At 54.6% G+C, this 21,622-nt stretch carries 22 protein-coding genes; 7 read left to right on the plus strand and 15 right to left on the minus strand.

Annotation, left to right across the window (positions count from 1 at the left end; all coding sequences use genetic code 11):
* The first annotated feature begins 88 nt into the window (after positions 1–88).
* The 3 genes from ACJJIV_RS15190 to ACJJIV_RS15200 all read left to right on the plus strand — a co-directional run bounded on the left by ACJJIV_RS15190 (position 89) and on the right by ACJJIV_RS15200 (position 2,232).
* On the plus strand, positions 89–739 hold the full coding sequence (locus ACJJIV_RS15190) for a hypothetical protein (RefSeq protein WP_252083172.1): 651 nt from the start codon (positions 89–91) through the stop codon (positions 737–739).
* Positions 732–1,142 carry a GFA family protein gene (locus tag ACJJIV_RS15195; RefSeq protein ID WP_252083171.1) on the plus strand — a complete coding sequence of 137 codons (411 nt, stop codon included), beginning with the start codon at positions 732–734 and terminating at the stop codon, positions 1,140–1,142. Before ACJJIV_RS15190 ends, ACJJIV_RS15195 begins: the two co-directional genes overlap by 8 nt.
* A 121-nt stretch (positions 1,143–1,263) precedes the next feature.
* Positions 1,264–2,232 (plus strand): zinc transporter ZntB, encoded by a 969-nt coding sequence (locus ACJJIV_RS15200; RefSeq protein WP_444889517.1) that lies wholly within the window; start codon positions 1,264–1,266, stop codon positions 2,230–2,232.
* A gap of 40 nt (positions 2,233–2,272) precedes the next feature.
* On the opposite strand, the gene ACJJIV_RS15205 is transcribed toward ACJJIV_RS15200, so the two are convergent.
* The 11 genes from ACJJIV_RS15205 to dksA form a co-directional block, all read right to left on the minus strand.
* Positions 2,273–3,310: an endonuclease/exonuclease/phosphatase family protein gene (locus ACJJIV_RS15205; RefSeq protein WP_252083169.1), complete on the minus strand. Its 1,038-nt coding sequence runs from the start codon at positions 3,308–3,310 to the stop codon at positions 2,273–2,275.
* A 432-nt stretch (positions 3,311–3,742) separates the two neighbouring features.
* Complete coding sequence (locus tag ACJJIV_RS15210; RefSeq protein ID WP_444887086.1) at positions 3,743–4,534, minus strand: acyl-CoA thioesterase; 792 nt, start codon at positions 4,532–4,534, stop codon at positions 3,743–3,745.
* 89 nt (positions 4,535–4,623) lie between these two features.
* Positions 4,624–5,436, minus strand: a complete 813-nt coding sequence (gene panB / locus ACJJIV_RS15215) for a 3-methyl-2-oxobutanoate hydroxymethyltransferase (RefSeq protein ID WP_252083167.1) — start codon at positions 5,434–5,436, stop codon at positions 4,624–4,626.
* Between the two features lie 5 nt (positions 5,437–5,441).
* Positions 5,442–6,128, minus strand: coding sequence for a deoxynucleoside kinase (locus tag ACJJIV_RS15220; RefSeq protein WP_252083166.1), 687 nt, complete (start codon positions 6,126–6,128; stop codon positions 5,442–5,444).
* A 108-nt stretch (positions 6,129–6,236) separates the two neighbouring features.
* The gene (gene folK / locus ACJJIV_RS15225; protein ID WP_252083165.1) at positions 6,237–6,713 is read right to left on the minus strand and encodes a 2-amino-4-hydroxy-6-hydroxymethyldihydropteridine diphosphokinase; all 477 of its coding nucleotides are present in this window, start codon (positions 6,711–6,713) and stop codon (positions 6,237–6,239) included.
* A complete protein-coding gene (pcnB, locus tag ACJJIV_RS15230; protein WP_252083164.1) occupies positions 6,713–8,092 on the minus strand; it encodes a polynucleotide adenylyltransferase PcnB in 1,380 nt (459 codons plus the stop codon). Before pcnB ends, folK begins: the two co-directional genes overlap by 1 nt.
* 856 nt (positions 8,093–8,948) lie before the next feature.
* Positions 8,949–10,340: a sigma-54-dependent transcriptional regulator gene (locus ACJJIV_RS15235; RefSeq protein WP_252083163.1), complete on the minus strand. Its 1,392-nt coding sequence runs from the start codon at positions 10,338–10,340 to the stop codon at positions 8,949–8,951.
* A 127-nt stretch (positions 10,341–10,467) separates the two neighbouring features.
* On the minus strand, positions 10,468–13,428 hold the full coding sequence (locus ACJJIV_RS15240; protein ID WP_444889518.1) for an ATP-binding protein: 2,961 nt from the start codon (positions 13,426–13,428) through the stop codon (positions 10,468–10,470).
* The gene (locus ACJJIV_RS15245) at positions 13,418–13,594 is read right to left on the minus strand and encodes a hypothetical protein (protein ID WP_252083161.1); all 177 of its coding nucleotides are present in this window, start codon (positions 13,592–13,594) and stop codon (positions 13,418–13,420) included. The genes ACJJIV_RS15240 and ACJJIV_RS15245 overlap by 11 nt, the downstream gene beginning before the upstream one ends.
* Positions 13,595–13,680: 86 nt before the next feature.
* On the minus strand, positions 13,681–14,553 hold the full coding sequence (gluQRS, locus tag ACJJIV_RS15250; protein ID WP_444889519.1) for a tRNA glutamyl-Q(34) synthetase GluQRS: 873 nt from the start codon (positions 14,551–14,553) through the stop codon (positions 13,681–13,683).
* Positions 14,554–14,631: 78 nt separating this feature from the next.
* The gene (gene dksA / locus ACJJIV_RS15255) at positions 14,632–15,069 is read right to left on the minus strand and encodes an RNA polymerase-binding protein DksA (protein WP_152454721.1); all 438 of its coding nucleotides are present in this window, start codon (positions 15,067–15,069) and stop codon (positions 14,632–14,634) included.
* A 254-nt stretch (positions 15,070–15,323) separates the two neighbouring features.
* On the opposite strand from dksA, the gene sfsA reads away from it, so the two are divergent.
* On the plus strand, positions 15,324–16,022 hold the full coding sequence (gene sfsA, locus ACJJIV_RS15260) for a DNA/RNA nuclease SfsA (protein WP_444889520.1): 699 nt from the start codon (positions 15,324–15,326) through the stop codon (positions 16,020–16,022).
* A gap of 49 nt (positions 16,023–16,071) precedes the next feature.
* Here sfsA and ACJJIV_RS15265 read toward each other — a convergent pair whose 3' ends face one another.
* The 4 genes from ACJJIV_RS15265 to ACJJIV_RS15280 form a co-directional block, all read right to left on the minus strand.
* Positions 16,072–16,416, minus strand: coding sequence for a Rieske (2Fe-2S) protein (locus tag ACJJIV_RS15265; protein ID WP_444889521.1), 345 nt, complete (start codon positions 16,414–16,416; stop codon positions 16,072–16,074).
* A 97-nt stretch (positions 16,417–16,513) separates the two neighbouring features.
* Positions 16,514–17,569 carry a S1C family serine protease gene (locus tag ACJJIV_RS15270; protein ID WP_444889522.1) on the minus strand — a complete coding sequence of 352 codons (1,056 nt, stop codon included), beginning with the start codon at positions 17,567–17,569 and terminating at the stop codon, positions 16,514–16,516.
* A 124-nt stretch (positions 17,570–17,693) separates the two neighbouring features.
* Positions 17,694–18,578, minus strand: a complete 885-nt coding sequence (htpX, locus tag ACJJIV_RS15275; RefSeq protein WP_252083156.1) for a protease HtpX — start codon at positions 18,576–18,578, stop codon at positions 17,694–17,696.
* A gap of 205 nt (positions 18,579–18,783) precedes the next feature.
* A complete protein-coding gene (locus ACJJIV_RS15280) occupies positions 18,784–19,068 on the minus strand; it encodes a TfoX/Sxy family protein (RefSeq protein WP_252083155.1) in 285 nt (94 codons plus the stop codon).
* Positions 19,069–19,311: 243 nt separating this feature from the next.
* On the opposite strand from ACJJIV_RS15280, the gene ACJJIV_RS15285 reads away from it, so the two are divergent.
* The 3 genes from ACJJIV_RS15285 to ACJJIV_RS15295 all read left to right on the plus strand — a co-directional run bounded on the left by ACJJIV_RS15285 (position 19,312) and on the right by ACJJIV_RS15295 (position 21,535).
* The gene (locus ACJJIV_RS15285) at positions 19,312–20,028 is read left to right on the plus strand and encodes a M15 family metallopeptidase (protein WP_444883911.1); all 717 of its coding nucleotides are present in this window, start codon (positions 19,312–19,314) and stop codon (positions 20,026–20,028) included.
* A gap of 142 nt (positions 20,029–20,170) precedes the next feature.
* Positions 20,171–20,995, plus strand: a complete 825-nt coding sequence (gene cysE / locus ACJJIV_RS15290; RefSeq protein ID WP_444889523.1) for a serine O-acetyltransferase — start codon at positions 20,171–20,173, stop codon at positions 20,993–20,995.
* A 51-nt stretch (positions 20,996–21,046) separates the two neighbouring features.
* Entirely contained in the window at positions 21,047–21,535 is a 489-nt protein-coding gene (locus tag ACJJIV_RS15295) for a hypothetical protein (RefSeq protein WP_444889524.1), read from the plus strand.
* Positions 21,536–21,622: the final 87 nt, after the last annotated feature.

A 21,622-nucleotide genomic window follows, 5' to 3' on the forward strand; every position in this document is an offset into this window, starting at 1 on the left:
TTGTAGCTGTTCAAAGTGGCTTCACACGGAATAAAGGCACTTGCCCCAGGGGTTTTTCGGTTAGAATTTGTCGAAAAAGGGGAAAATTTTGCACAACTACTGGCTTCTCGATGCACTCCTTGGTCTCGCTAGCCTGCTGGTTGCCAACCAGTATTGGTATCTCACCCGCGCGCGCTTTCAATCGGCAGCTCTGATAATCGTGGCCGCCCTGATGATTATGGCCCTGGCCGCCCTGGTGGGCGCTTATCGCTATGGCATTGATCCTGGAGTGACAGAGCTGCATCGGGCACTTGCGCAGATCTCAGGTTTTGCCTCCTTCCTGTTGATCGGCATAGGTCTTGCCTGGGCACGTCTGGAAATATCTTGGGGCCGAGATACTCGCGCACCGGCTTATCTGGTAATGGTTTTGATATTGGCTGGGGCAATTGGTCTCGCGCAAAGTACCAGCATGTCAGCCCTTACAGTGATCGACCTATTTTCTACTGTGGGGCTGGTACTGTGGTTATTGGTAGCATTATTGGAGCTGATAGCGCCGCGCCGGCTCAAGCGCAACCAAGCCCTGGTAATTGGCGCTGGTGCACTGTTAGTAGTGTTCAATGGGCTCTTTATTGGCACCGGAGCTTCACGACTGTTGGGCCTTGCCCGTACTAATTGGTTCCACCTACTTCTTGCTCTCTCAATTTTATCTCTATTGTGGGCACGTCCATTATTTAATCTGGATCAATCTAATAATGAGTGAAGTTATCTTGCCGCTGCAGGGCGGTTGCCACTGTGATGCTGTGCGCTTTCGTGCGATACATCGTCGCCAAAATGGAGAGCCGCTGGTGGCGCACGCCTGTAATTGCTCTATGTGCGAAAAGGTGGGTTACTTACATCTGATCGTACCTGCGGCAAACTTCCAGCTGGAGCGGGGAGAGGAAGCCCTCACTTGTTACACTTTTAATACGGGTGTGGCAAAACACTATTTTTGCCGTCATTGCGGTGTAAAACCCTTTTACATACCGCGCTCCAATCCCGATGGTTACAGCCTCAATGCGCGTTGTCTCGATATTGTGCCGCAGGAATTAGAAGTCGAGCCATTTGATGGGCAAAACTGGGAACAGAATGCTGCGGGATTAGCGCACTTGAGTCAGGCCGAGTAATCCGTATGCGTTATGCCTGGATGTTCTTGTAACTTAATTTTGTTTGTTGGGTGAGGTTTAAGAGCGCTCCTATGGGGTGCAATTTTTTAAATGAAAGTTCAGTAAATGGAAGTCTATGTCCATGGAATCTGAGTACGTTCGTGCAACCTTGCTCGATCGAAATGGATCGGGCCGAGAAGTGGCTTGGCCGGAGGTGGAGTCTTGGCATCCCCGCCAGGGGGTGTTGTGGCTCCATTTTGATAGTGCTTGCGAAGAGGTTTTAGCTTGGGTAAGCGATAGTAGTGAATTGCCTACTGTGGTTAAAGAAGCATTACTGGCCAAAGAGGTGCGACCGCGTACCCTGGCTGTAGGTGATGGATTATTTCTAGCTTTGTGTGGAGTCGATCCAAAGCATAAAGCACGGAGAGAGAGCCGGGTCTCTATTCGAATATGGGTGGAAGAGAATCGTGTCATCAGTATTGGTAAGAGACGCCTGTTGGCTGAGGAGGATTTGATCTCCCGGTTGAGCAGTGGTTGTGGGCCACGGGGGACAGCGGCATTGGTAGTGTCCCTGGCAGATTTACTAGTGCTGCGTATGGGAGACCGGGTTGATGACTTTGAGGAAAAGGTCGATGAACTTGAGGATCAATTACTCGAATGGTCGGTGAAAGATCTGGGGGCGAATCTGGTTCAGTTTCGTAAGAGGACAATAGCATTGCGCCGATACCTCTGCCTACAGAGGGAGGTTTTAACTCGTATGCAGCAGGAGTCGGCTCCCTGGTTTGATGAAGGGAGCCATATCCTACTAGCGGATATTAATGAGCGCCTGCAGCGGCATATCGATGATATAGATACAATTCGTGAACGGGCGGCAATTGCTCAGGAGGAACTACTAAGCCGTAGCTCCGAACAGCTGAATAGTCGTATGTATGTATTGTCGATGGTTGCAGCAATTTTCCTGCCTCTGAGCTTTTTAACTGGATTGTTTGGAATTAATGTTGGTGGGATTCCATGGGCTCAAGCTCGAGAGGGATTCTTGGTATTTTGTATTTTGTTAGTAGCTGCACTTGCCGGACAAATCGCCTTTTTTTATTGGAAAAAATGGCTCTAAGGCTCCCTCCACGTTGCAGTGGAAGGAGCCCTTTTAGGGATTAGTTTTTAACCCAGGAAAAATCTACAAAAACTGGGTCGTGGTCGCTTAACCCAGAATAGGTTGCAGAACCGATAAAATAATCAGTGACTTCCAGTGTGTAGTTGGGATTATTGTTGATGATTACTACATGGTCTGTGTCATTTTGTAGCTCATCGGAGCAGGCTTCTAGGCTGGTGTCATTGCCAGAGAGCATATATTGGCAGGCGTGCTTACCGCCGGTTTTTTCGAAAAAGGCCTTCCAGGTTTGGTAGTTAACGCCGCGCCAGCCATCATCATTTTCATCGAATGCCATATTGAAGTCCCCTGCCAAAATAACAGTGGCATTATTTGAGTGGGAGACAATCATATCGGCGATTTGATCAAGTTGCTTTGCCTTGGCGTTTAGGTCGGCATCTTGATGGCCCGCATCCATGTGGGTGTTATAAATATGCACATGATAGTTCTCCGTCACTTCAACGTTGGCCACGGTGAAACCTTTCTCGGTATCACAATCGTTGCCTGAGCATTTATCAAAAGTTTCCTCTTCATAAGTGGCAAAGGAATAATCGTTATCGTCGCGATTGTCCCGGTCAAAGGGGAATTTGGAAAAAGTCAGCAAGCCGTTACCAAAAGAGGTGCCGCCACCTTTCCAGTGTTTTGAACGATAGGGAACCGTATCGTTGCTCAGCTTGTCATCGTCATCCAGGTAGTTGGCTTTGGTTTTACTCCACACCTCCTGCATTAACCAGAGATCCTTGGGGTCGTCATTAAAAGTGCGGATAATTTGTTTGAAATCTGACTTACTGTTGCCACCAATACATTGTAAAAAACCATCCATGTTATACACCATCATGTCAAAGTTGCCTGAGTTGGCATCTTTGAAGCTGGTGTCACCATACTCGTAGCCATCCAGATCTTTTGTGCCCGTGTCATCCACATCATCGATAAATTCGAACCAGTTGCATGAGGTGATCGCATCCCATACATCTTCAAAATCTGCTGCGCTAGCGGGATAGCTGATCAGTAGAGCAAGGGATATACAGATTTTTCTTATCATTTTTTATTCTCCATGGTTCTTATCGCCGGTGGACTGAAATTAAAAAGGCGAGGCCTTTTTTTCTCGGTCTTTGATTTTTCGAGGGTGGGATGATGGATAGCGTAGATTACAAATTGGAGTAAGGAAGGTTTTTTTTATTTTATTTTTTACTTTAATTGACGTTAATTTGTACGCTTTGCCAGGAAAATACCCAGCGTCAGAAAAGTTAGACACTAACAGGCCGGTCAGTTGAGATTATCCTGACAATAAAGCGGCGCCAGCTACACGATTGCTCACAGGTTTTTCTGCGTCAGTATTTTCTGGTTGGCAATTAAGTAAAGAACTTAGTCGCAGAGCACTTTCTTTAACTTTATTAGAATATGGCCCTGCGTGGTATTGGGTGTGGTTTCTATATGGCGCGCCTAAAAGAAGGGAAGTCAGTAGTGAGTTTGCTTAAGCAAAAATAGTCACCATTTGCCGGGATAAAGCGACGAGTCTGCCCGCGTTATCCCAAAGGCGCGCCTGGATCACCGCATAGCCATCTTCAGCCTGCTCCACCTCTGCCAAATATTGCCACCAATCCGATGCGCTGCGTTGTGGTAGCGGTTCCATCAGCTCCAGCGTCCAGGTGAGCGAGCTGGCCGGTGCTGGAACTTTTAGCATCGGTAGAGTGGCTGGTGGCCAGGCGTCGATGAGTGTGAGTAGATGGCTAATACCTATAGTAGATTCGCTGCCGTCTTTAAAACGCACCCAACCGCCCAGTTGCCGCTCCGTGGTGCCGCTGAAGGGGAGTTGGCCACGAGCGATGCGATAGTCATATTTCTGAGTGAATTCTGGCACCACACCCTCGATATAAGGTAGGGCGATACATTTATCCGGGCTGGCAAACTCAGGAGCGGCAGGGGTGTCGACTTTAACGGAGGATTCCCTGCCGCTGCCAAAACTGGCAAGTCCAGCGAGTACAGTCGCGTTATTTTGCTGTAATTGGCCCTGCACCTGGGTGACAGAGCGGCCTGCGCGCAGTAGCTGCGCTTCGACTTTTACCGCATCCGCGCTAACCGGGCTGACGAAGGAGAAGGTGAGTGAGCGTAAACTGCTTTCTGCAATCACCTCCGCTGCCATTTTCTCATAGAGCATGGCAGCAACCAGGCCGCCAAAAGTAGCGCGGCCCTGGCTCCAGCCTGTCGGTACCACATTGGCGCCATGTTTATCGCGCCAATCAAGGAGAAGTTCATCAAAAGTCATAGTGTTACCGCTGGGAGAGCGGGCTTTGTGCAGTCCACGGGAGGAGGTGTCTGGGCCACTGCACTGTCGTTAAGTGGCCCCGTAGAAACTTAATTGAAAGTGTGGCTGTCTTCTGGGAATACGCCGAGTTTAACGTCCCCTGCATACTTGCGCAGGGCACCGGGGATATCGCCGGCCTCCACTAAAAAGTTCTTGGAAAATTTCGGCGGCTGTTCGGTAAGGCCGAGGATATCGTTGATAACCAGGACTTGGGCATCGGTATCGCGCCCAGCGCCGATGCCGATTGTGGGCATGGAAACTGATTCTGTGATGCGCTTGGCCAGGGCGCTGGGCACGCATTCGAGCACGAGCAGATCGGCGCCAGCCTGATCTAGGAGGATCGCATCTTCCAACATTTGTTCGGCGTGTTTTTCGTCGCGCCCCTGAACCCTATAGCCGCCCAGCTTGTGAACGGACTGAGGAGTGAGCCCCAGGTGAGCACAAACAGGGATACCGCGGTCTGTCAGCATTTTGACTGTGTCAGCAAGCCAGGCACCACCCTCAATCTTCACCATATGGGCGCCAGCCTGCATGATACGGGTGGCGTTTGTGAGCGCTTGCTCCGGTGTGGCATATGTCATAAATGGCATATCACCCATGATCAGGGATTTTTTATTGCCCCTTGCCACTGCTTCCACGTGGTAGATCATCTGTTCCATGGTGACCGGCACTGTGCTGTCGTAGCCCAGTACGGTCATACCGAGGGAGTCGCCTACCAGCACGGTTTCCACGCCGGTTTTCTGCGCCATGGCCGCCATGGGCGCGTCGTAGAGGGCGACGGTAATAAATTTCTCGCCGTTCGCTTTCATTTTGCGCAGGGTTTGCACGGTAACGAGCTTTTCTAATTCTGAAGGTGCATACATAGCGGTTAACTTCCCGGGTTGTAGTAATGACGGCCCTTGGTGACGGTGAGCATATACTCCACCAGTTGTTGGTAATCCTCGGGGCTATCGACGATATCGATTTCCTCACTGTTGACAATCAACAGCGGTGAGCTGTCGTAAAAGTGGAAAAATTGCGTGTAGGCGTCGTTGAGTGTGGCCAGATATTCGGTGCTGATAACGCGTTCAGCTGGGACGCCTCGATTGCGGATACGAGCCTGCAGGACTTCCAGTGGGGCCTGTAAATAAATAACCAAGTCGGGCTTGGGGGCCTCTAGTGTGAGGTGCTGAAATACCTGTTGGTAGAGCGCGAGTTCATCCGCGTCCAGCGTGACTTGGGCAAACAGTTGGTCTTTCTCGATAAGAAAGTCTGCCACCCGCACGGGTTCAAACAAATCATCCTGGCGCAGGGCCTGAATCTGTTGAGAGCGTTGCAGCAAAAAATGTAACTGGGTGGGTAGTGCGGCGTTTTTGGGGTCGCGATAGAAGCGTTCGAGAAAGGGGTTTTCCTCGGGTAGCTCCAACAGAGTGTCGTAATTGAAGGTACAGGCCAGTTTTTTGGCGAGGGTAGTTTTGCCCACTCCGATATTACCCTCAACGGCAATAAATTTCGGTGGCGTTCTCTCCGGCTGGCCAAACTCACACGAACTGGTTTCGCTGTTGTCGATAACCACGTGTTCGACTCCTCTGGTTGGGGCGTCTTCCCTGATGGGTTACAGGCGCCAAAATACTATCAAGCGGGGCGGCCAGTCGAGTACTTTTAGCGCTGTATTTGAGGCTGTCTAGAATTTCTCCAGGCGGTTTTGTGGGCAATCCTGCAGCAACTGTTGCAATAGCTCCCCCGATGGCAGTTGCAGTTGTGGATCGAGCTCAGCGAGTGGCTGCAAAACAAAATTACGCTCAGCCATACGCGGGTGCGGTACCTGCAGACGCGTCTCGTCTAGTTGCTGTTCGCCAAACAATAAAACATCCAAATCGAGGGTTCGCGCTCCCCAGCGCACCGAGCGCTCGCGCCCGTGAGCCTGCTCAATCGTTTGCAGCTGGTCGAGTAACTCAATGGGCGTTAGTGCGCACTCCAGCTCAACCACGGCGTTGACATAATCTGGTTGCTCGCCAGGGCCTATGGGCGCACTGTGATAAAAGCTGGAACAGCGCAGCAGGCGGCAGTCGGGGATTTCCTCCATGGCCGCCAGGGCACTGCGCAGCTGCTTCTGTGGCTCAGATAGATTACTGCCGAGCCCGATAAAAACCTTTTCCATTATTCGGCAGCCTTTGGCTTGCGTCGGCGTCCGCCACGGGAATTGCGGCCACGTCGATTGTTGCCGCCGCTGCGCTGGAGTTTGCGTACCATTTGCTGGCGTTGTTCATCATCGGCTTGCTGAAAGTCGGTCCACCAGTTGCCCAGACCGGGTTCAATTTCTCCACACTCTTCGCGCAATAGCAGGAAGTCGTAAGCGGCGCGGAAGCGGGGGTGCTCCAGCTGGCGCTGGGCGCGACTGCCGCCGCGTTGTGGCAGACGATGCTGGAGATCCCATATCTCGCGCATGGGGATAGAGAAGCGCTTGGGAATAGCGGTGTGGGCCAGTTGGTTACTGGTAATTTTTTGAGCCGCCTGGGCCAGTGCCGGCGCCGGTGGAATCCCTTTCTCGATGAGCTTTTTCTGCTCCTCGTCCACAGCCGGCCACAACAGGGCAGCGTATAGGAAGGCGGGGGTCACGCGCATATCAGCCTGGATGCGCTGGTCGGTATTACGAAGGGCGCGCTTTGTTAGCTCCAGTGCTGCGGGGTTCTTTTCAATTTGGGCTGCATTATCTGGGAACAGGTGCTGCCACAGATGATAGCGGCGCAATAGTTCGAAAGTGCGCTCGCCCTGGCCGCTCATCAGCAGTTTGAGGATCTCGTCAAACAAGCGCGCGGGGGCGATATTGCGCAGTAGAGGAGCCAGCTCTTTTAGCGGGGCCTCGGTAGCGGGTTCGATGGCAAAATCCAGTTTGGCTGCGAAGCGCACCGCACGCAGCATCCGCACAGGGTCTTCTTTATAGCGGGTAGCGGGAGCCCCGATCATGCGGATCAGGCGATTATTAATGTCCTCAACACCCCCGGTGTAGTCGTGAACAGCGAAGCCATCGGTGGTGTAATAGAGAGCATTGACTGTAAAGTCGCGGCGCATGGCATCGCTTTCCAGGTCGCCGTAGACGTTGTCGCGCAGCAACATACCGTGTTCGGATTGTTTTGCTTCGTGCGTCTCGCCATCGCTGTGGTGGCCCCGAAAAGTGGTGACCTCAATAACCTCGCGGCCAATACGCGCGTGCAGGATTCGAAAGCGCCGACCGACAATGCGTGCGCCGCGAAACAGTACTTTAGCCTGTTCTGGTGTAGCGTCAGTGGCAACATCGAAGTCTTTGGGGTGGCCGCCGAGCATTAGATCCCGCACGCCGCCCCCGACAATGTACGCTTGGTAACCTGCTTCCTGTAGGCGTTTCATGACCGTTAGGGCTGCGCGGCTGATATCCCGGCGGGAGATATTGTGGTCGTTGCGGGCGATAACCCTGGGGCCTTTCTTGGCCGGCTTGCGCCAGCGTTTGATACTACTAATCAAATTATTGAGCATACGGCTGTCTGTCTTGACTGCTGCCATCTGTTGGTGACCGAAAATGCCCTGTTGGTGCTGAGGCCACATCTCCGGTGGCGACAGGCATTACACCTGCACTTTCCTCCCCAACGGAGTTGGGGCATGTTGTTGCACTACTGGGGCCTCTGTACCTGGGCGGGCCCAGGGGGCGAAGTCCAAAACAGGGGGCGGCAATGGCATCTGCTGTCAGTGTGGAGGACTCGCTGGCGCGATTCTAACACACGCAAAGCAATGCGCCCGCAATCTGCGGGTGCCGGAAAGTTGGGGAAAAGTTTGGGAATTATTATTACAGGTATGAAGGCAGCGGCTTCCTTGCGCTCTTAATTTGCTATCAAGCAAACACCCTCTCCCAGGTATAAATCAGTCAGTTTGCAACGCGCTTGTTGTTATTTTTATTCTTCTTTCGAAATTATTGTTATTGTTTATTGTTGTTCTTGCGGTTTTGGCCACTCATTGCTTTTGTTATCGGCCGCCCCATTATTTTTATTGTGTTTCGCCCACTTATTTTGAGTAGTTATAGGGCTTTTAACGGTCATTTATTTTTATTGTTGGCCGTTTTTAATTTTTGTACTAAGAGTAAAGCATTTAGTGTGCCAACTTTTAAAAATCCTTATAAATCAACAAGTTACAATCTTTACGAAAATTGATGGAACTTTTCTGGGTGGCATTGCGTTACGTAAGGTGCGGCAACTGTTACTTGAGGTAGGTCTTGGGTAACACTTCCCTCTGTTACCAGTGATGTAACAAAGTGGGACAGCGGTCATGGACGCGGCTAAAGCCTGTTGAAGAGTAGTTTAAGGGGCTACTTGTTGAGGAAGAGTGGCGTAGGTGAGGGAGGGGGCTCAGCCCCCAAGAAAGTTGATCAGGCTTCGGCAACCGCGCTGCGGCGGGTTTTCTTGCGGGGAATGCCCAGTTTTTGGCGACGCTCCCACAGGCACTTGCGGCTGACCCCCAGCTTTTTCGCCAGCTCGGTCTCGCTCATGGTGTCCTGGTGCTCGATTACGAAGCGAGCGAAGTAGTCCTCCAGCGAGAGATCCTCGCGAGGATCGGTATGCAGGCTGCGCGGACGAGGCTCGCCGATGGCCTCCTCCACGGGGACCAGGTCCAAGTCTATATCTAGGGTTTTGTGGTCGATTTCCCGGCTGTCACGGTCGGTGAGGATGACCGCGCGTTGTATGGCGTTCTCCAGCTCGCGAACGTTACCAGGCCAAGTGTACGTGGTGACTGCCTGAACTGCCTCGGGAGAGAGGCGCAGCAGTGGGCGCTCAATTTTGGTGCAGAACTTTTCGAGAAGGTGCTCTGCCAGTGCAAGGACATCGCGGCCGCGCTCGCGCAGCGGTGCCAGAGTCATCTGCACCACGTTGATGCGGTAGTAGAGGTCTTCGCGGAACTTGCGTTCAGCGGCAAGTTGACGCAGGTTACGGTGGGTGGCGGTAACCAGGCGCACATCCACTTTGTGCGACTCGATAGAGCCAATTGGGCGCACCTCACCCTCTTGTATCACTCGCAATAGCCGTGCTTGAGCCTCTAGCGGGAGTTCACCGATTTCATCGAGAAACAGGGTGCCGCCATCAGCGGCGGCAACCAATCCCTCGCGGGCACTCTGGGCGCCGGTAAAAGCGCCCTTTTCGTAACCAAACAGCTCCGATTCGATCAATGTCTCGGGAATGGCGGCACAGTTGACCGAGATCAACGGCTTGCCAGCGCGGCGGCTCTCTTCATGGATAGCTTTGGCCACCAGCTCTTTACCGGTGCCGGTTTCTCCATGCACCAGTACGGTGGCGTCTGTGGGTGCCACTTTGTGAATGCGCCTATAGAGTTCGCGCATAGCCATGCTGTCGCCGATCATTCCGGCGATAGTGCCTGGGTTACTTTTATCCAAAGGCGCTTGGGCGCGACTTTGTTCGGCCTTGCCGATGACGCGGCGCACGGTGGCGAGCATCTCGTCGTGGTCGAATGGCTTGGCGATATAGTCCGCGGCGCCCATGCGCATGGAGTCCACAGCGGAGCGCAGGCTGGCGTAACTGGTCATGATCAATACCGGTACTTCACCGGCATGTTTGAGCAAGTCGGTGCCCGGTGCACCGGGTAGGCGCAGGTCTGAGATAACCAGGTCCACTTCATTGACCCGGTGCTTACTAAGGGCCTCCCTAACTGAGCCCGCCTCACTGACCTTATATCGGTGCCGCTCTAACAGTTTGCGCAGCGCCGTTCGAATAATGGCTTCATCTTCGACGATCAGGATGTGGCTCATATGTTACGCCTGGTTACAAAATGCTCAATAAACGCCTAGTTTTACCCGGCCGCCGTTTCGATGCAACTCAAAAACGGATAACCGGGTTATTTTTGCCCAGTTCCTGGCCGGTTTGCCGGCTGGAGTCTTAGCCTGCCAAGGGCAGCTGTACAGTAAATCTGGCGCCGCGGCCGGTCTCCGGATTGGCCGGGCTCTCTAGCTCTAGCTGCCCTCCGTGCTCCTCAACAATGCTGTACACCATGGCCAAGCCCAGGCCTGTACCTTCTCCAGGTTCCTTGGTCGTGAAGAAGGGTTCCAGAATACGCTCGCGGTGTTGGGCAGAGATACCGGGGCCGTCGTCGGTGACTGACACACAGGCACAACCCTTGGCCTCTTGACCTTCAATGCTGATGAGACCGCCATCCGGGCTGGCGTCGCGGGCATTGCTGAGCAGGTTGATAAATACCTGGATCAGACGCTGGTTATCCCCGGGGGCGATTAGATCTGCTGGGACTGCATTTTCGAAGCGCACCTCGGTTTTATCCCGTTGCAGGGATAGCAGGTGTACCGCTTCCTGCACACAGGCGTAGAGGTCTACCGGAGCCCGCTCGCTCTCTTGGCTGCCACTGTGTGAGAAATTCACCAGTGAGTGTACGATGCGGCTGATGCGCTGGGTCTGGCTGAGGATTTGGTCGGCGGTTTCCAGCACTTCCGGGTTGTCGCAATCGAACTGGAGGTTCTGTGCCAGGCAGGCGATACCGGTCACTGGGTTGCCCACCTCATGGGCGACACCGGCGGCGAGGCGTCCCACCGAGGCCAGGCGTTCGCTGTGAATCAGCTCCTGCTCCAGTGTCTGGGTCTCGGTGATGTCCTCGAGCAGTAGCATCTGCCCATCGCCACGCTGGTTGCGGGCCCGCCCGCTGCGGCTGCGTTTCTGCCGGGTTTTGTGCAGGTTGAGCCAGTGGCTATTGCCGCCGAGACTGACTTGCTGCTTGAAGCGGCTGGCATCGCTGGATTCGGCAAACTCCGCTAGCAGACTGCGCCAGGGTTCGGCCAGATATTCCAGCTTGGAGCCAATTACCTCAACGGCGGCAATCCCGGTGAGATCCTGCATGGCGTAATTCCACAACAGTATCTCGCCGTCGCGCCCCAGGGAGCAGGCGGCCATGGGTAGCTCCTCCAGCATTTGCCGGTGGTACAGCCGCAAATTGTTCAGCTCTGCCGCCAGACCGGTCAGCTGGTGCTTGTAACGCCCCAGGCGTGTCTCGATCAGGTGGATATCCTTGTTGGCCGGCTGATCGCTGTTCTGAAAGGGAAAGTGGCGATCGATAATCTGGCCGGCCAGTACCCGTCCGAGCAGCCCGGACAGGTTGGATTCAATGCGATTGCGAAGCTGGCGCAGGGCATAGGGGCGGCGCTCGTTATCGGGCAGGTTGAGCTGATTGAGGGCGCGCTTCACTTCGGTGTTGGCGGTGGCCGCCCCTAGGCTCTCCGCCAGGCGCAGGCGAAAGTCCGCTGCGGACTGTACATCGAGCCCCAGGCGCAGAGCCTGGGCGATGGTGTCGTCACTGCATAGGTCGGCGGCGTATTGCTCCAGGCTGCTCGTTGAAGTGAACAGTGAGAGGCTGACGAATAGGATTATGTTGACACCGAGAGACAGGGTAGTGACCTGGGTCCAGATGGACATGCCCAGGGGTATCTGCAGAGAAGTACCCGGTAGGGTGATACCGGTTAGTTCGAACACCGATGGCAGCAACAGGCCGCAACCCCAGATCAACATCCCCGCCAGAAGTCCGCCAATCAGGCCACGTCGATTGCCTCGCGGCCAGTGAATAACGGCGAAGATACCCGGTAGAAACTGCAGGGAACCGATAAAGGCCAGCAGGGCTAAATCCGACAGGGAAAGGCGATTGTCCAGCAGCAGATAAAAGGCAAAACCCGCGATAAACAATGCAGCGATTAAAGCGCGGCGCAGCCACACCAACTGGCGGTACATATTGTCTTCGGAGTCCCAGCGGGTGCCCGGTAGCAGCCAGTGATTCATGACCATGGTAGACAGTGCCAGGGTGATCATAATCAGTGCGCCTGTTGCGGCGGACAGCCCGCCGATAAAGGCCAGTGTTGTGAGCAGGGCTGAGCCACTGGCACGCGGCACCGCCAGCGAGAAGTACTGTACCGGTTCAGCCACATCCAGGGCGAAGCCCGCCCACATAATCGGAAAGATCGGCAGCGCCATTAGCAACAGGAAAAGCGGAAAACCCCAGCTGGCGGTGCGCAGGGCCTGGCCGGTGGGGCGCTCGGCGATGCTGAGGTAAAAGATATGTGGCATGGCCACGGCGGTAGCGATAAAGACTAACAGCAGCGTATGCGAGGAGCCCTGTTCAATGGGGGTGTAAAGCAGCTGTTGCATATCATTGTTTTCCAGCAGCCACTGGTCGAGCCCCGAGAAACCGCCGAACACACCGTAAACGGCATAACCACCGACCGCGGTCAGAGCCACCAGTTTAACCAGGGATTCCAGTGCCATGGCACTGGCGAGGCCCTCACCGCGCTCACGGGTGGCGCCGTACATACTGGTGAAGACTGCCAACAGCACACAGTAGAAAAAGGCGATCAGGTTTTTACTGGAAACACCGCTGTCGGGTAGGCCGAGGGCGGCGACGCTGTCTCGTGACAGCAGTGCCAAGGTTTCCGACACCGCCTGGATCTGTAGGGCGACCAATGGTAATAGCGCCAATAGCATAAACAGGGTGGCCAGAGTGCCCACCTGGCGGCTGTGGTAGCGGAAAACCAGCAGATCTGCGGGGGAGTAGAGCTGATAGCGTTGGGCCAGGCGCGCGAGGGGCTCCAGTGCCACAGGCGCAAATAAAAACATGGCACCGGTGCCCAGGTAGTAGGCAAGCACCCCGTAGCCGTACTGCCAGGCGAGGTCGACAATGCCATAGAACGTCCAGGCGGATAGAGAGACCCCCAGCGAGAGTACGTACACCAGTGGATGGCGCACCCAGCGTGCGGGCAGCCAGCCCTTGGAAGTGGCGAAAGCGACAAAGAACAAGGTAGCGATGTAGGCAACCCCGATCAGGGCAATATGGGCGATCTCAAAGCTCATTTGAGTTGCGCCTCCACTGGATAAAAATCGCCAGCAGGATCAAAACGAACCAGAGGATAAAGGGCCGGTACCAGGCGCCAACGGGGTTGATCATCCAGGTAAATATGGTGGGGGAGAACACATAGCCCACCAGCACGAGCAGGATTAGCAGGGTGCGGTTGCTCATAGGTTGTTATGTAAATCCGCGTGGAGGGTGAAAAGTTAAATGGCGAGCCTGTCGGCTGGCGCAAAAATGTTAATTGCCTCCAACGATCAGTGCAATTGTCGGTCGCGTTTATCGATCTGGTGACGCTGCCAGCGTGCAGCAGCCCACTTGAGAATATGTTCTGGCGCCTCGCCCTCCAGCCCATCCGCGACATGAAAGCCGAGAAAATCCAGTGCGGTGCAGAGATTGCTAGCGGCTCGGTTGTCGTCGATGGCCGGTGCGTGGTTTTGTTTGCTGAGTTTTTGCGCCCCCCCCGGTCCCATGACCAGCGGCAGGTGGCCGAAGATCGGTGCTCTGTTATCGAGCAGGTGAAACAGGCGAATTTGTGCAGCGGTGGTGTCGAGCAGGTCCGTTCCGCGCACGATATGAGTAATGCCCTGGGCAATATCATCGACCACTACCGCCAGCTGATAGGCGTAGAGGCCATCGCGGCGCTTGAGAATGGTGTCTTCACGCACTGGCTGGGATTGGGGCCCGCGCCAGATATCTTCGAAGTGCTCCTCGCCTCCGGCACAGGATAGGCGCAGGGCGCAGGCACCTGTGCCCCCGTCTTTTATCCGGCAGGCTTGATTGTCGTGCCCACCATTTTGACGGATCTGGCTGCGTGAGCAATGACATGGATATAGGAGTCCGCGTTGGCGTAACTGTGACAGGACTGCCTCGTACTGGGCGTGGCGCTTACTTTGCCACACCACGGGGCCGTGCCAGTGCAGCCCATGGGATTCCAGGGATTTCAGTATTCGAGTGGCTGCGCCGGGCTCCTCGCGCGGGGGGTCGAGATCTTCCATACGCACGAGCCAGTGCCCGCCATGCGCAAGGGCGTCCAGATAGCTGCCGAGTGCGCACACTAGCGAGCCGAAATGCAGAGGACCGCTCGGCGAAGGCGCGAAGCGACCGAAATAGGGCGTTTTACTATTCAAAGTGATAGGGGCGGTCCCGTCGACCGCCCTGTCGAGCCGGGCGATCAAGGGTGATCGCCGCAATACGATGGGAAAAAATCAGCCGGAAAGCTGTTTTTCTTTGATTTCCGCCAGGGTTTTGCAGTCCACACACAGGGTTGCGGTGGGGCGCGCTTCAAGACGGCGGATACCAATATCGACCCCACAAGCTTCACAGAAACCGTAATCATCCTGGTCGATCAGTTCCAGGGTGGCGTCGATTTTCTTAATCAGCTTGCGCTCGCGATCGCGGGTGCGAAGTTCAAGGCTGAACTCCTCTTCCTGGCTCGCACGATCAGCGGGATCGGGAAAGTTTGCAGCCTCGTCTTTCATGTGGGAAACGGTGCGGTCCACTTCCGCCATCAGTTCGGCCTTCCAGGCCAACAGCAAGTTGCGGAAATGCTCCTGCTGCTTCTCATTCATGTACTCTTCGCCCTTAGTCTCCTTGTAGGGCTCAAAGCCGTGCAGAGAATCGGTGCTCGCAGCAGTTTTGGGCATAGTCGTTGCCTCTCTTTCTTTACGGGCCCCCGATAATGGGGGCGATACCACCAAATTCAATCTAGCCTAGACCGGAATCTTTTTGGGTGATGCTTTTTTCACCTATCAAATCAGTTGCGGTGGCAGGCTAATCCTTGCCCCGATTGCCGGTACCCCGGCGACCGAGAGCGAGGAAGCTATCAAATCTGCGCGATTCGCGCCACAAATAGTTGTCTGCTATTTTGTGGCGCTGAAATGTACAAGAGTGCCAGCCAGTGAAGTTTTCCCCTGAGTTACAAAAGGCCACCCTGTTGCGCCGCTACAAACGTTTCCTCGCTGATGTGGAGACGGCTGATGGCGAGAAATTTACCATCCACTGCCCAAATACCGGTTCTATGAAAAATTGCTGGATCGAAGGCGGCGCCTGTTGGTATTCGGACTCGGGCAATCCCAAGCGCAAGTACCGCCACACGCTGGAAATTTGTACAACACCGGATGGATCTCTGGCCGGCGTTAATACTGGGCGCGCGAATGCCCTGGTGGAAGAGGCAATAAATTCCGGTGTGGTTAGTGAGTTGCAAGGGTATGAATCCCTGCGTCGGGAAGTGCGTTATGGCGAAGAAAACAGCCGCATCGATTTTCTGTTGTCTGGCGATGCTGGCGACTGCTATGTGGAAGTTAAGAATGTCACCCTGGCGGATGGTGCGCGGGGTTATTTTCCCGATGCGGTGAGTGCTCGCGGTGCTAAGCACCTGCGTGAGTTACAGAAGTTGGCTGAGAGTGGTGTGCGTGCAGTGCTTTTTTACTGTGTACAGCACAGTGGCATAGATAGCGTAGAGGCAGCGCGAGAAATTGACCCGGCTTATGCTAAAGCTCTCGACAGTGCTATCTCAGCCGGTGTGCAGGTGCTCGCTTACCGTGCGCGGATGAGCGCCGATGAAATCGTTTTAGGCGAAGCTCTGCCGTTTCGCTGAGGGAATTTAGAGTAACTGGCCGGGTGGGGGCCACCCAGCCAGTAAAATCTTATTCAGGCAGCAGGGCGTAGAGGCCGTCTTGGGCGTATTCGACGGGTATGGGAGTAAGTGAATCGCCGGTGCAGGGCCCGGCAATACACTCGCCGGTTTCAATGGTGAACAGCGCCCCATGGGAGGCGCATTGGATCAGTGCGCCATCGGGATCGAGGAACTGGTCTTCCTGCCAGTCGAGATTGATACCGCGATGAGGGCAGGTGTTTTTATAGGCGAAAACCTCGCCCCCTTTCATTACCGCAAACACATTGTTGGTGCCGGCGGCGGTGTCACCGAGGGAGAAGCCCTTGGATTGCCCTTCCGCTAATTCCTCGTAACGGCACAGGAAGTATTTCTGCATAACTGGTCGGCCTTAGGCGCAATGATTTATTCGTTATTGCGGCGCCTTCTCTCCAGATAGGTTGATTTGGGGAAGCTGCGCCAGATTCTGCCCCGATTTATTTGGGCGCTGCGAGTGTAATCGAGGTGTAGCGGATTGTCCCGTTGCGCATTATCCCCAAAGTGATCTGGTCGCCGGCGCGGTACTTCTCCAGTGCGTTGAGCAGGTCGTCGTAGCTGCGGACGGGTTGCTGCTCGACTTCCACGATAACGTCTCCGAGCTGCCAGCCCCCTTGGCGTGTGCGATAAATGCCTTGCAACCCGGCTTTTTCCGCCGGCATACCAGGGGCTGTGCGCAGCACCGCCACACCTTCAAAACCGTAGCGGCTGCTCCACTGATCCGGTGCGGATTCAATGCCGAGAATCGGTCGCACCAGGCGGCCGTAGTTAATCAGTTGCGGCACTATTTTCTTTACAGTATCCACAGGAATAGCAAAACCGATGCCCACACTGGCACCGCTGGGGCTATAGATGGCGGTATTTACCCCGATCAGACGGCCGAGGGAATCGAGCAGAGGACCGCCAGAGTTGCCGGGATTAATGGCGGCATCAGTTTGAATCACATTGCGAATGGTGCGGTTGTTGGCGGCCTCGATTTCACGACCCAACGCGCTGACCACTCCGGTGGTTAGGGTGGTATCGAGGCCAAAGGGGTTGCCGATGGCGAGTACTTTTCGGCCCACAGAGAGTTCACTGGAAGTACCGGCAACCAGTGGTTTAAGTAATTTTTTCGGAGCCTCGATTTTTAATACCGCCAAATCTTTTTCTGGAGCGGAACCCACTACAGTGGCGGGCCACTCACTGCGGTCCTGCAGGGTGATTGTGACTTTACGCGCGCCCTCGATAACATGGAAATTGGTCACAACGTGACCCTGTTCATCCCAGATAAATCCACTGCCGGCGCCTTTGGGTACTGCGTGCAGGCGCAGGGTTCTGCGATCGCGAACCAGGGTTTCATTGGTGACATACACCACAGAGGGGCTGGCAAAATTAAACACCTGCATGGTGTTGCGTTCATCATCTGTGGCGAACTCCTGTACCTCTGCGTACAGGGGAGCACTGAGAATGAATAAAAGGATCGACAGAGTAATGGGCAGAGTTTTAAGCGGTGTCATGGTCGCTGTCTTCGCTTTAGCACTTTAATGAAAAGTTTACTTTGCTCGTTGTGAGGGAGTGAAGATGGGGGCGCGGCAAAGAATTAAAACCCGCCCCTAAAACGTGCCAACAGCAATCTGGGTATTACTTACGGAAGTTTTGCAGGGCCAGGATACGATCATCCAAGGGTGGATGGGTGGCTAATAGTGCGCCCATATTGCCGAAAATACCGAAGGCTTTCATATTGCCCGGCAGCGGCTCCTCGTGACCCCGTTCAGATTCCACTTTGAGCCGTTGCAGTGCGGCGATCATTGAATTGGGACTGGCGAGGGTGGCACCGGCGTGGTCTGCGCGATACTCCCGGCGGCGGCTGAACCAAGCGATGATAAACATGGCGAGGAAGCCAAAAATAATATCCATCACGATAGAGGTAACGTAGTAGCCGATGCCAAGGCCCTGCTCATTGCGCAGTATCACCCGGTCGACAAAGAAACCGACCAGCCGTGCGAAGAACATCACAAAGGTATTCACCACTCCCTGAATCAACGCCAGAGTTACCATATCGCCGTTGGCCACGTGACCGATCTCATGGCCGATCACCGCGCGGGCCTCTTCCCGGCTAAAGCGTTGCAATAGCCCGGCACTCACAGAGACCAGAGCGTTGTTGCGATTCCAGCCGGTGGCAAAGGCATTGGCTTGGGGCATGGGAAAAATACCCACATCCGGCATACCGATATTGGCCTTGCGCGAAAGCTCCCGCACAGTCTCCACCAGCCATTGCTCATCGGCGCTGCGCGGCTCGGTGATAATCTGGGTGCGGGTACTCATGCGGGCGATGGTCTTGGAGAGAAACAGGGATATAAACGAACCACCAAACCCAAAAAGAGCGCAGAGGAGTAACAGTGCCCCCAGATTCAGATCGACCCCGTTGGCCTGAAGGATGCCCCCGATGCCAAAAATATTGAAGATGATGCCAACCAGAACTAATACCGCAAGGTTGGTCAGCAGGAATAGCCCAATGCGCAACATCGGCTCTCTCCGTCTCTTTGCCCTTAGACAAGTTTAGATAGGTTGTGGTGGTTTGTGTGACAAAAGCTCGAGTTATTGGGTAGCTGTGGCATGGGGTAAGGCATTAAGGGCCTGTGCGAACGTCTCGGTACATCTTGCGCAGGCACTCAGATGCGCAAGGGCCCCAGCGTAGCTTTTCCCTTTCTAAAATTGTTGGTGACAGGCTTTAGTTTGAGTTCTGTGTAGCCAGCAGGCGGTCGGCTTCAGTGACCAATTGCTGTTTAAGATCTGGGTCCAGATCGTTCCAGTGCACATCAAGTAGAGCACCTTGCAGTGCATAAAGCATGACGCGCGATGCGTTGATCCCGCGGTTGCGAATACTGATAAAGGCCTCAACCGGGCCAATACGGTGGAGGTCTTCGTAGGTGCGAATACCAATGGAGTGAAGGATGTTAACGGAGGCGAGCCCCAAATTTTTCAGCTTAAGTAGTTCTGATTGACTTGGGTGCATTCAGTTTTCCCTGCAAGGTTTTCCGTCCAGTAGTCACGATCAATCCCCAATCGCGGGGCTGAACTTAACATAAATTAGCAAGCTGCCAACAAAGATAACCGCCGCATGGCCTAAGACAGCGCCTATTACTTTGCCTAGCATTTCCATTGGCCACTTATTCCATACCGCTCTTTGGTAGAGTAATAGCTGGGGGTTTACTCACTTTAGCCCGCCTTTTGAAAATCGCCTGTCTATAGGAGCCAAATGTTATCCACACCGCTTAAGAGTATGCTCTTCGGGCTAACCGATATGCACGTTATCCTCGATCCACCCTCAGGACAGCTGCTGCACCCTGAGGCACTGGTGGCATTTCAGCGCCTGCGGCGCGATGCGCGAGATGCCGGTTTTGACCCCAAGGTGGTCTCAGGTTTCCGCAGCTTTGAGCGCCAGCGCACCATCTGGAATAACAAGGCACAAGGTCTGCGTCCAGTGCTGAACACCGATGGCGAAGAGCTTGAAGTCTCTGAGCTGCCACCGCAGGAGTTAGTGCTGGCCATACTGCGTTGGTCGGCACTGCCCGGTGCCTCGCGCCACCATTGGGGTACTGATTTCGATATTATCGATGCCGCCGCTGTAGCCGAGGACTACCAGGTACAGCTCACCCCACAGGAAGTGGCCGATGATGGGGTTTTCGGCGCTTTTCACCAATGGCTGGATCAGCGTATAGCCGCGGGGCAGAGTTATGGCCTGTTTCGTCCCTATGCCGAAGATCTCGGTGGCGTTGCACCTGAGCGCTGGCATTTGAGTTATGCACCGCGAGCCCTGGAGCTACAGCACCTGTTGACACCCGAACGCCTGGAGGCACAGTTGCGCTCCTGCGACTTGGCGTTGTGTGACACAGTTTGCGAGCAGCTGGAGCAAATCTATACGCGCTTTGTATGGATTCCGGATCACTGTTATCCGACAGATATGCCGCTCTGAGCAAAACTTATGCAAATCTGTACGCTTTATTTTCACCGCCGGATGGCGCTTGAAAGGCCCTGGTATTCCTGCGAAGCTGCGCGGGCCCAATGGCGCAAAGTTGTGTGAGACAAATCAAATACAGTAGGAAAGCGCCGGGAAAATGAGTACGACAGGTGAGGAACTGAATATCGACAGCCAAACTGAGCCCAGAGACGTATGGAGTGCTATGCGCGCAGAGGCTGCCGCAGCTGCCAGGGATGAACCAATTCTGGCGAGTTATTTTCACAATACGGTGCTGCGCCACAAGTCGGCGGAGCACGCAATCGCCGACCAGTTAGCCTCAGTCCTGGATCACAATGCACTCACCTCCACCGCTTTGCAGGAGGTGATCGCTTCGGCCTTACAAGCAGATACAGGGATATCCCGCAGTATGCTGGCGGATATCTGTGCCTGGTACGATCGCGATCCCGCTTGTGATCAGTACCTCACCCCCTTTCTCTACTTCAAGGGCTTTCATGCACTGCAGTCGCACCGAATTGCCCACTGGCTGTGGAAGCAGGGCCGCACGACGCTCGCGCTGTACTTCCAGAGCCGTGTGTCGGAACAGTTTTCTGTGGACATCCATCCCGCAGCTCAATTTGGCAGCGGCATTATGATTGACCACGCTACGGGCCTGGTCGTGGGAGAGACCTCGGTGGTGGGCGATAATGTCTCTATTTTGCATTCGGTGACTCTGGGCGGCAGCGGTCGCGGTTCCGGGGATCGCCACCCGAAGATTGGTCACGGGGTTATGATCGGTGCCGGCGCCAAGATATTGGGGCCTGTGCGGGTGGGTGAGGATGTGAAGATTGCTGCGGGTAGCCTGGTTCTACAGGACGTCCCCGACCACATCACAGTGGCCGGTGTCCCCGCGCGTCAAGTCGGTGGCCGGATAGAAAAGGCCCCCGCCTTTACCATGGATCAAACCCTAGATTCCGAAGAATAAACTGGCTACAGCAAGTATTATCCAACCAGCATTACACATAGGGATTGAGTGATGACCCAAGCCACCTATAGCCTGATTTTCCGCGGCGACCTGATTGCCGGGTTTACCGCCGGTGATGTGAAGGCCAATTTGGCGCGCTTGTTTAAGAGCAGCCCGCAGGCAGTGGAAAAACTGTTTAGTGGTCGACCGCTGGTGCTGCGCAAGGGGTTGAGTCGCGCCCAGGCGGAGCAATTTCAAGCGACCCTGGCCAAGGTTGGGGCTCAGGTCAACCTGAAAAGCGAGGGTGGCCCTGAAAACATCCCTCCGGTGCCCGAGCCGAGTCAAACAACTCAGCCAGAGGGCCCTCGCGTTCCAAACTGGACGCTCGCGCCAATGGAGGGCAATCTGATTAAGGACCACGAACGCGAGTCGATAGCGGAGGTGCAGGTGCCCATCGAACATATCAGCCTGCGCGCGGCGGAAGGGTTGTTACTGGATGAGAGCGAGCGGGCCGAAACAGTTGCTGCACCAGTCAATATTCCCCAATGGGATCTCAATTAGATCTTCTGCGATTCGCGTTGATTACAGCGCCCAGGCATAAAAAAACCGGCTAGATGCCGGTTTTTTTATGCCTGTCAGCCCGGCCAA

This window comes from Microbulbifer mixtoriginis (SeqCode) (assembly GCF_052466765.1).

Bases quoted from the DNA above. Each gene is read 5' to 3' on its own strand.
- folK (WP_252083165.1), bottom strand. From the start codon at position 6,713: ATGGAAAAGGTTTTTATCGGGCTCGGCAGTAATCTATCTGAGCCACAG.
- ACJJIV_RS15235 (WP_252083163.1), bottom strand. From the start codon at position 10,340: ATGAGCCACATCCTGATCGTCGAAGATGAAGCCATTATTCGAACGGCG.
- dksA (WP_152454721.1), bottom strand. From the start codon at position 15,069: ATGCCCAAAACTGCTGCGAGCACCGATTCTCTGCACGGCTTTGAGCCC.
- cysE (WP_444889523.1), top strand. From the start codon at position 20,171: ATGAGTACGACAGGTGAGGAACTGAATATCGACAGCCAAACTGAGCCC.
- ACJJIV_RS15210 (WP_444887086.1), bottom strand. From the start codon at position 4,534: ATGACTTTTGATGAACTTCTCCTTGATTGGCGCGATAAACATGGCGCC.
- ACJJIV_RS15200 (WP_444889517.1), top strand. From the start codon at position 1,264: ATGGAATCTGAGTACGTTCGTGCAACCTTGCTCGATCGAAATGGATCG.
- ACJJIV_RS15270 (WP_444889522.1), bottom strand. From the start codon at position 17,569: ATGACACCGCTTAAAACTCTGCCCATTACTCTGTCGATCCTTTTATTC.
- ACJJIV_RS15245 (WP_252083161.1), bottom strand. From the start codon at position 13,594: ATGAGCAACCGCACCCTGCTAATCCTGCTCGTGCTGGTGGGCTATGTG.
- ACJJIV_RS15280 (WP_252083155.1), bottom strand. From the start codon at position 19,068: ATGCACCCAAGTCAATCAGAACTACTTAAGCTGAAAAATTTGGGGCTC.
- htpX (WP_252083156.1), bottom strand. From the start codon at position 18,578: ATGTTGCGCATTGGGCTATTCCTGCTGACCAACCTTGCGGTATTAGTT.
- ACJJIV_RS15295 (WP_444889524.1), top strand. From the start codon at position 21,047: ATGACCCAAGCCACCTATAGCCTGATTTTCCGCGGCGACCTGATTGCC.
- pcnB (WP_252083164.1), bottom strand. From the start codon at position 8,092: ATGGCAGCAGTCAAGACAGACAGCCGTATGCTCAATAATTTGATTAGT.
- ACJJIV_RS15285 (WP_444883911.1), top strand. From the start codon at position 19,312: ATGTTATCCACACCGCTTAAGAGTATGCTCTTCGGGCTAACCGATATG.
- panB (WP_252083167.1), bottom strand. From the start codon at position 5,436: ATGTATGCACCTTCAGAATTAGAAAAGCTCGTTACCGTGCAAACCCTG.
- ACJJIV_RS15240 (WP_444889518.1), bottom strand. From the start codon at position 13,428: ATGAGCTTTGAGATCGCCCATATTGCCCTGATCGGGGTTGCCTACATC.
- ACJJIV_RS15205 (WP_252083169.1), bottom strand. From the start codon at position 3,310: ATGATAAGAAAAATCTGTATATCCCTTGCTCTACTGATCAGCTATCCC.
- ACJJIV_RS15265 (WP_444889521.1), bottom strand. From the start codon at position 16,416: ATGCAGAAATACTTCCTGTGCCGTTACGAGGAATTAGCGGAAGGGCAA.
- ACJJIV_RS15195 (WP_252083171.1), top strand. From the start codon at position 732: ATGAGTGAAGTTATCTTGCCGCTGCAGGGCGGTTGCCACTGTGATGCT.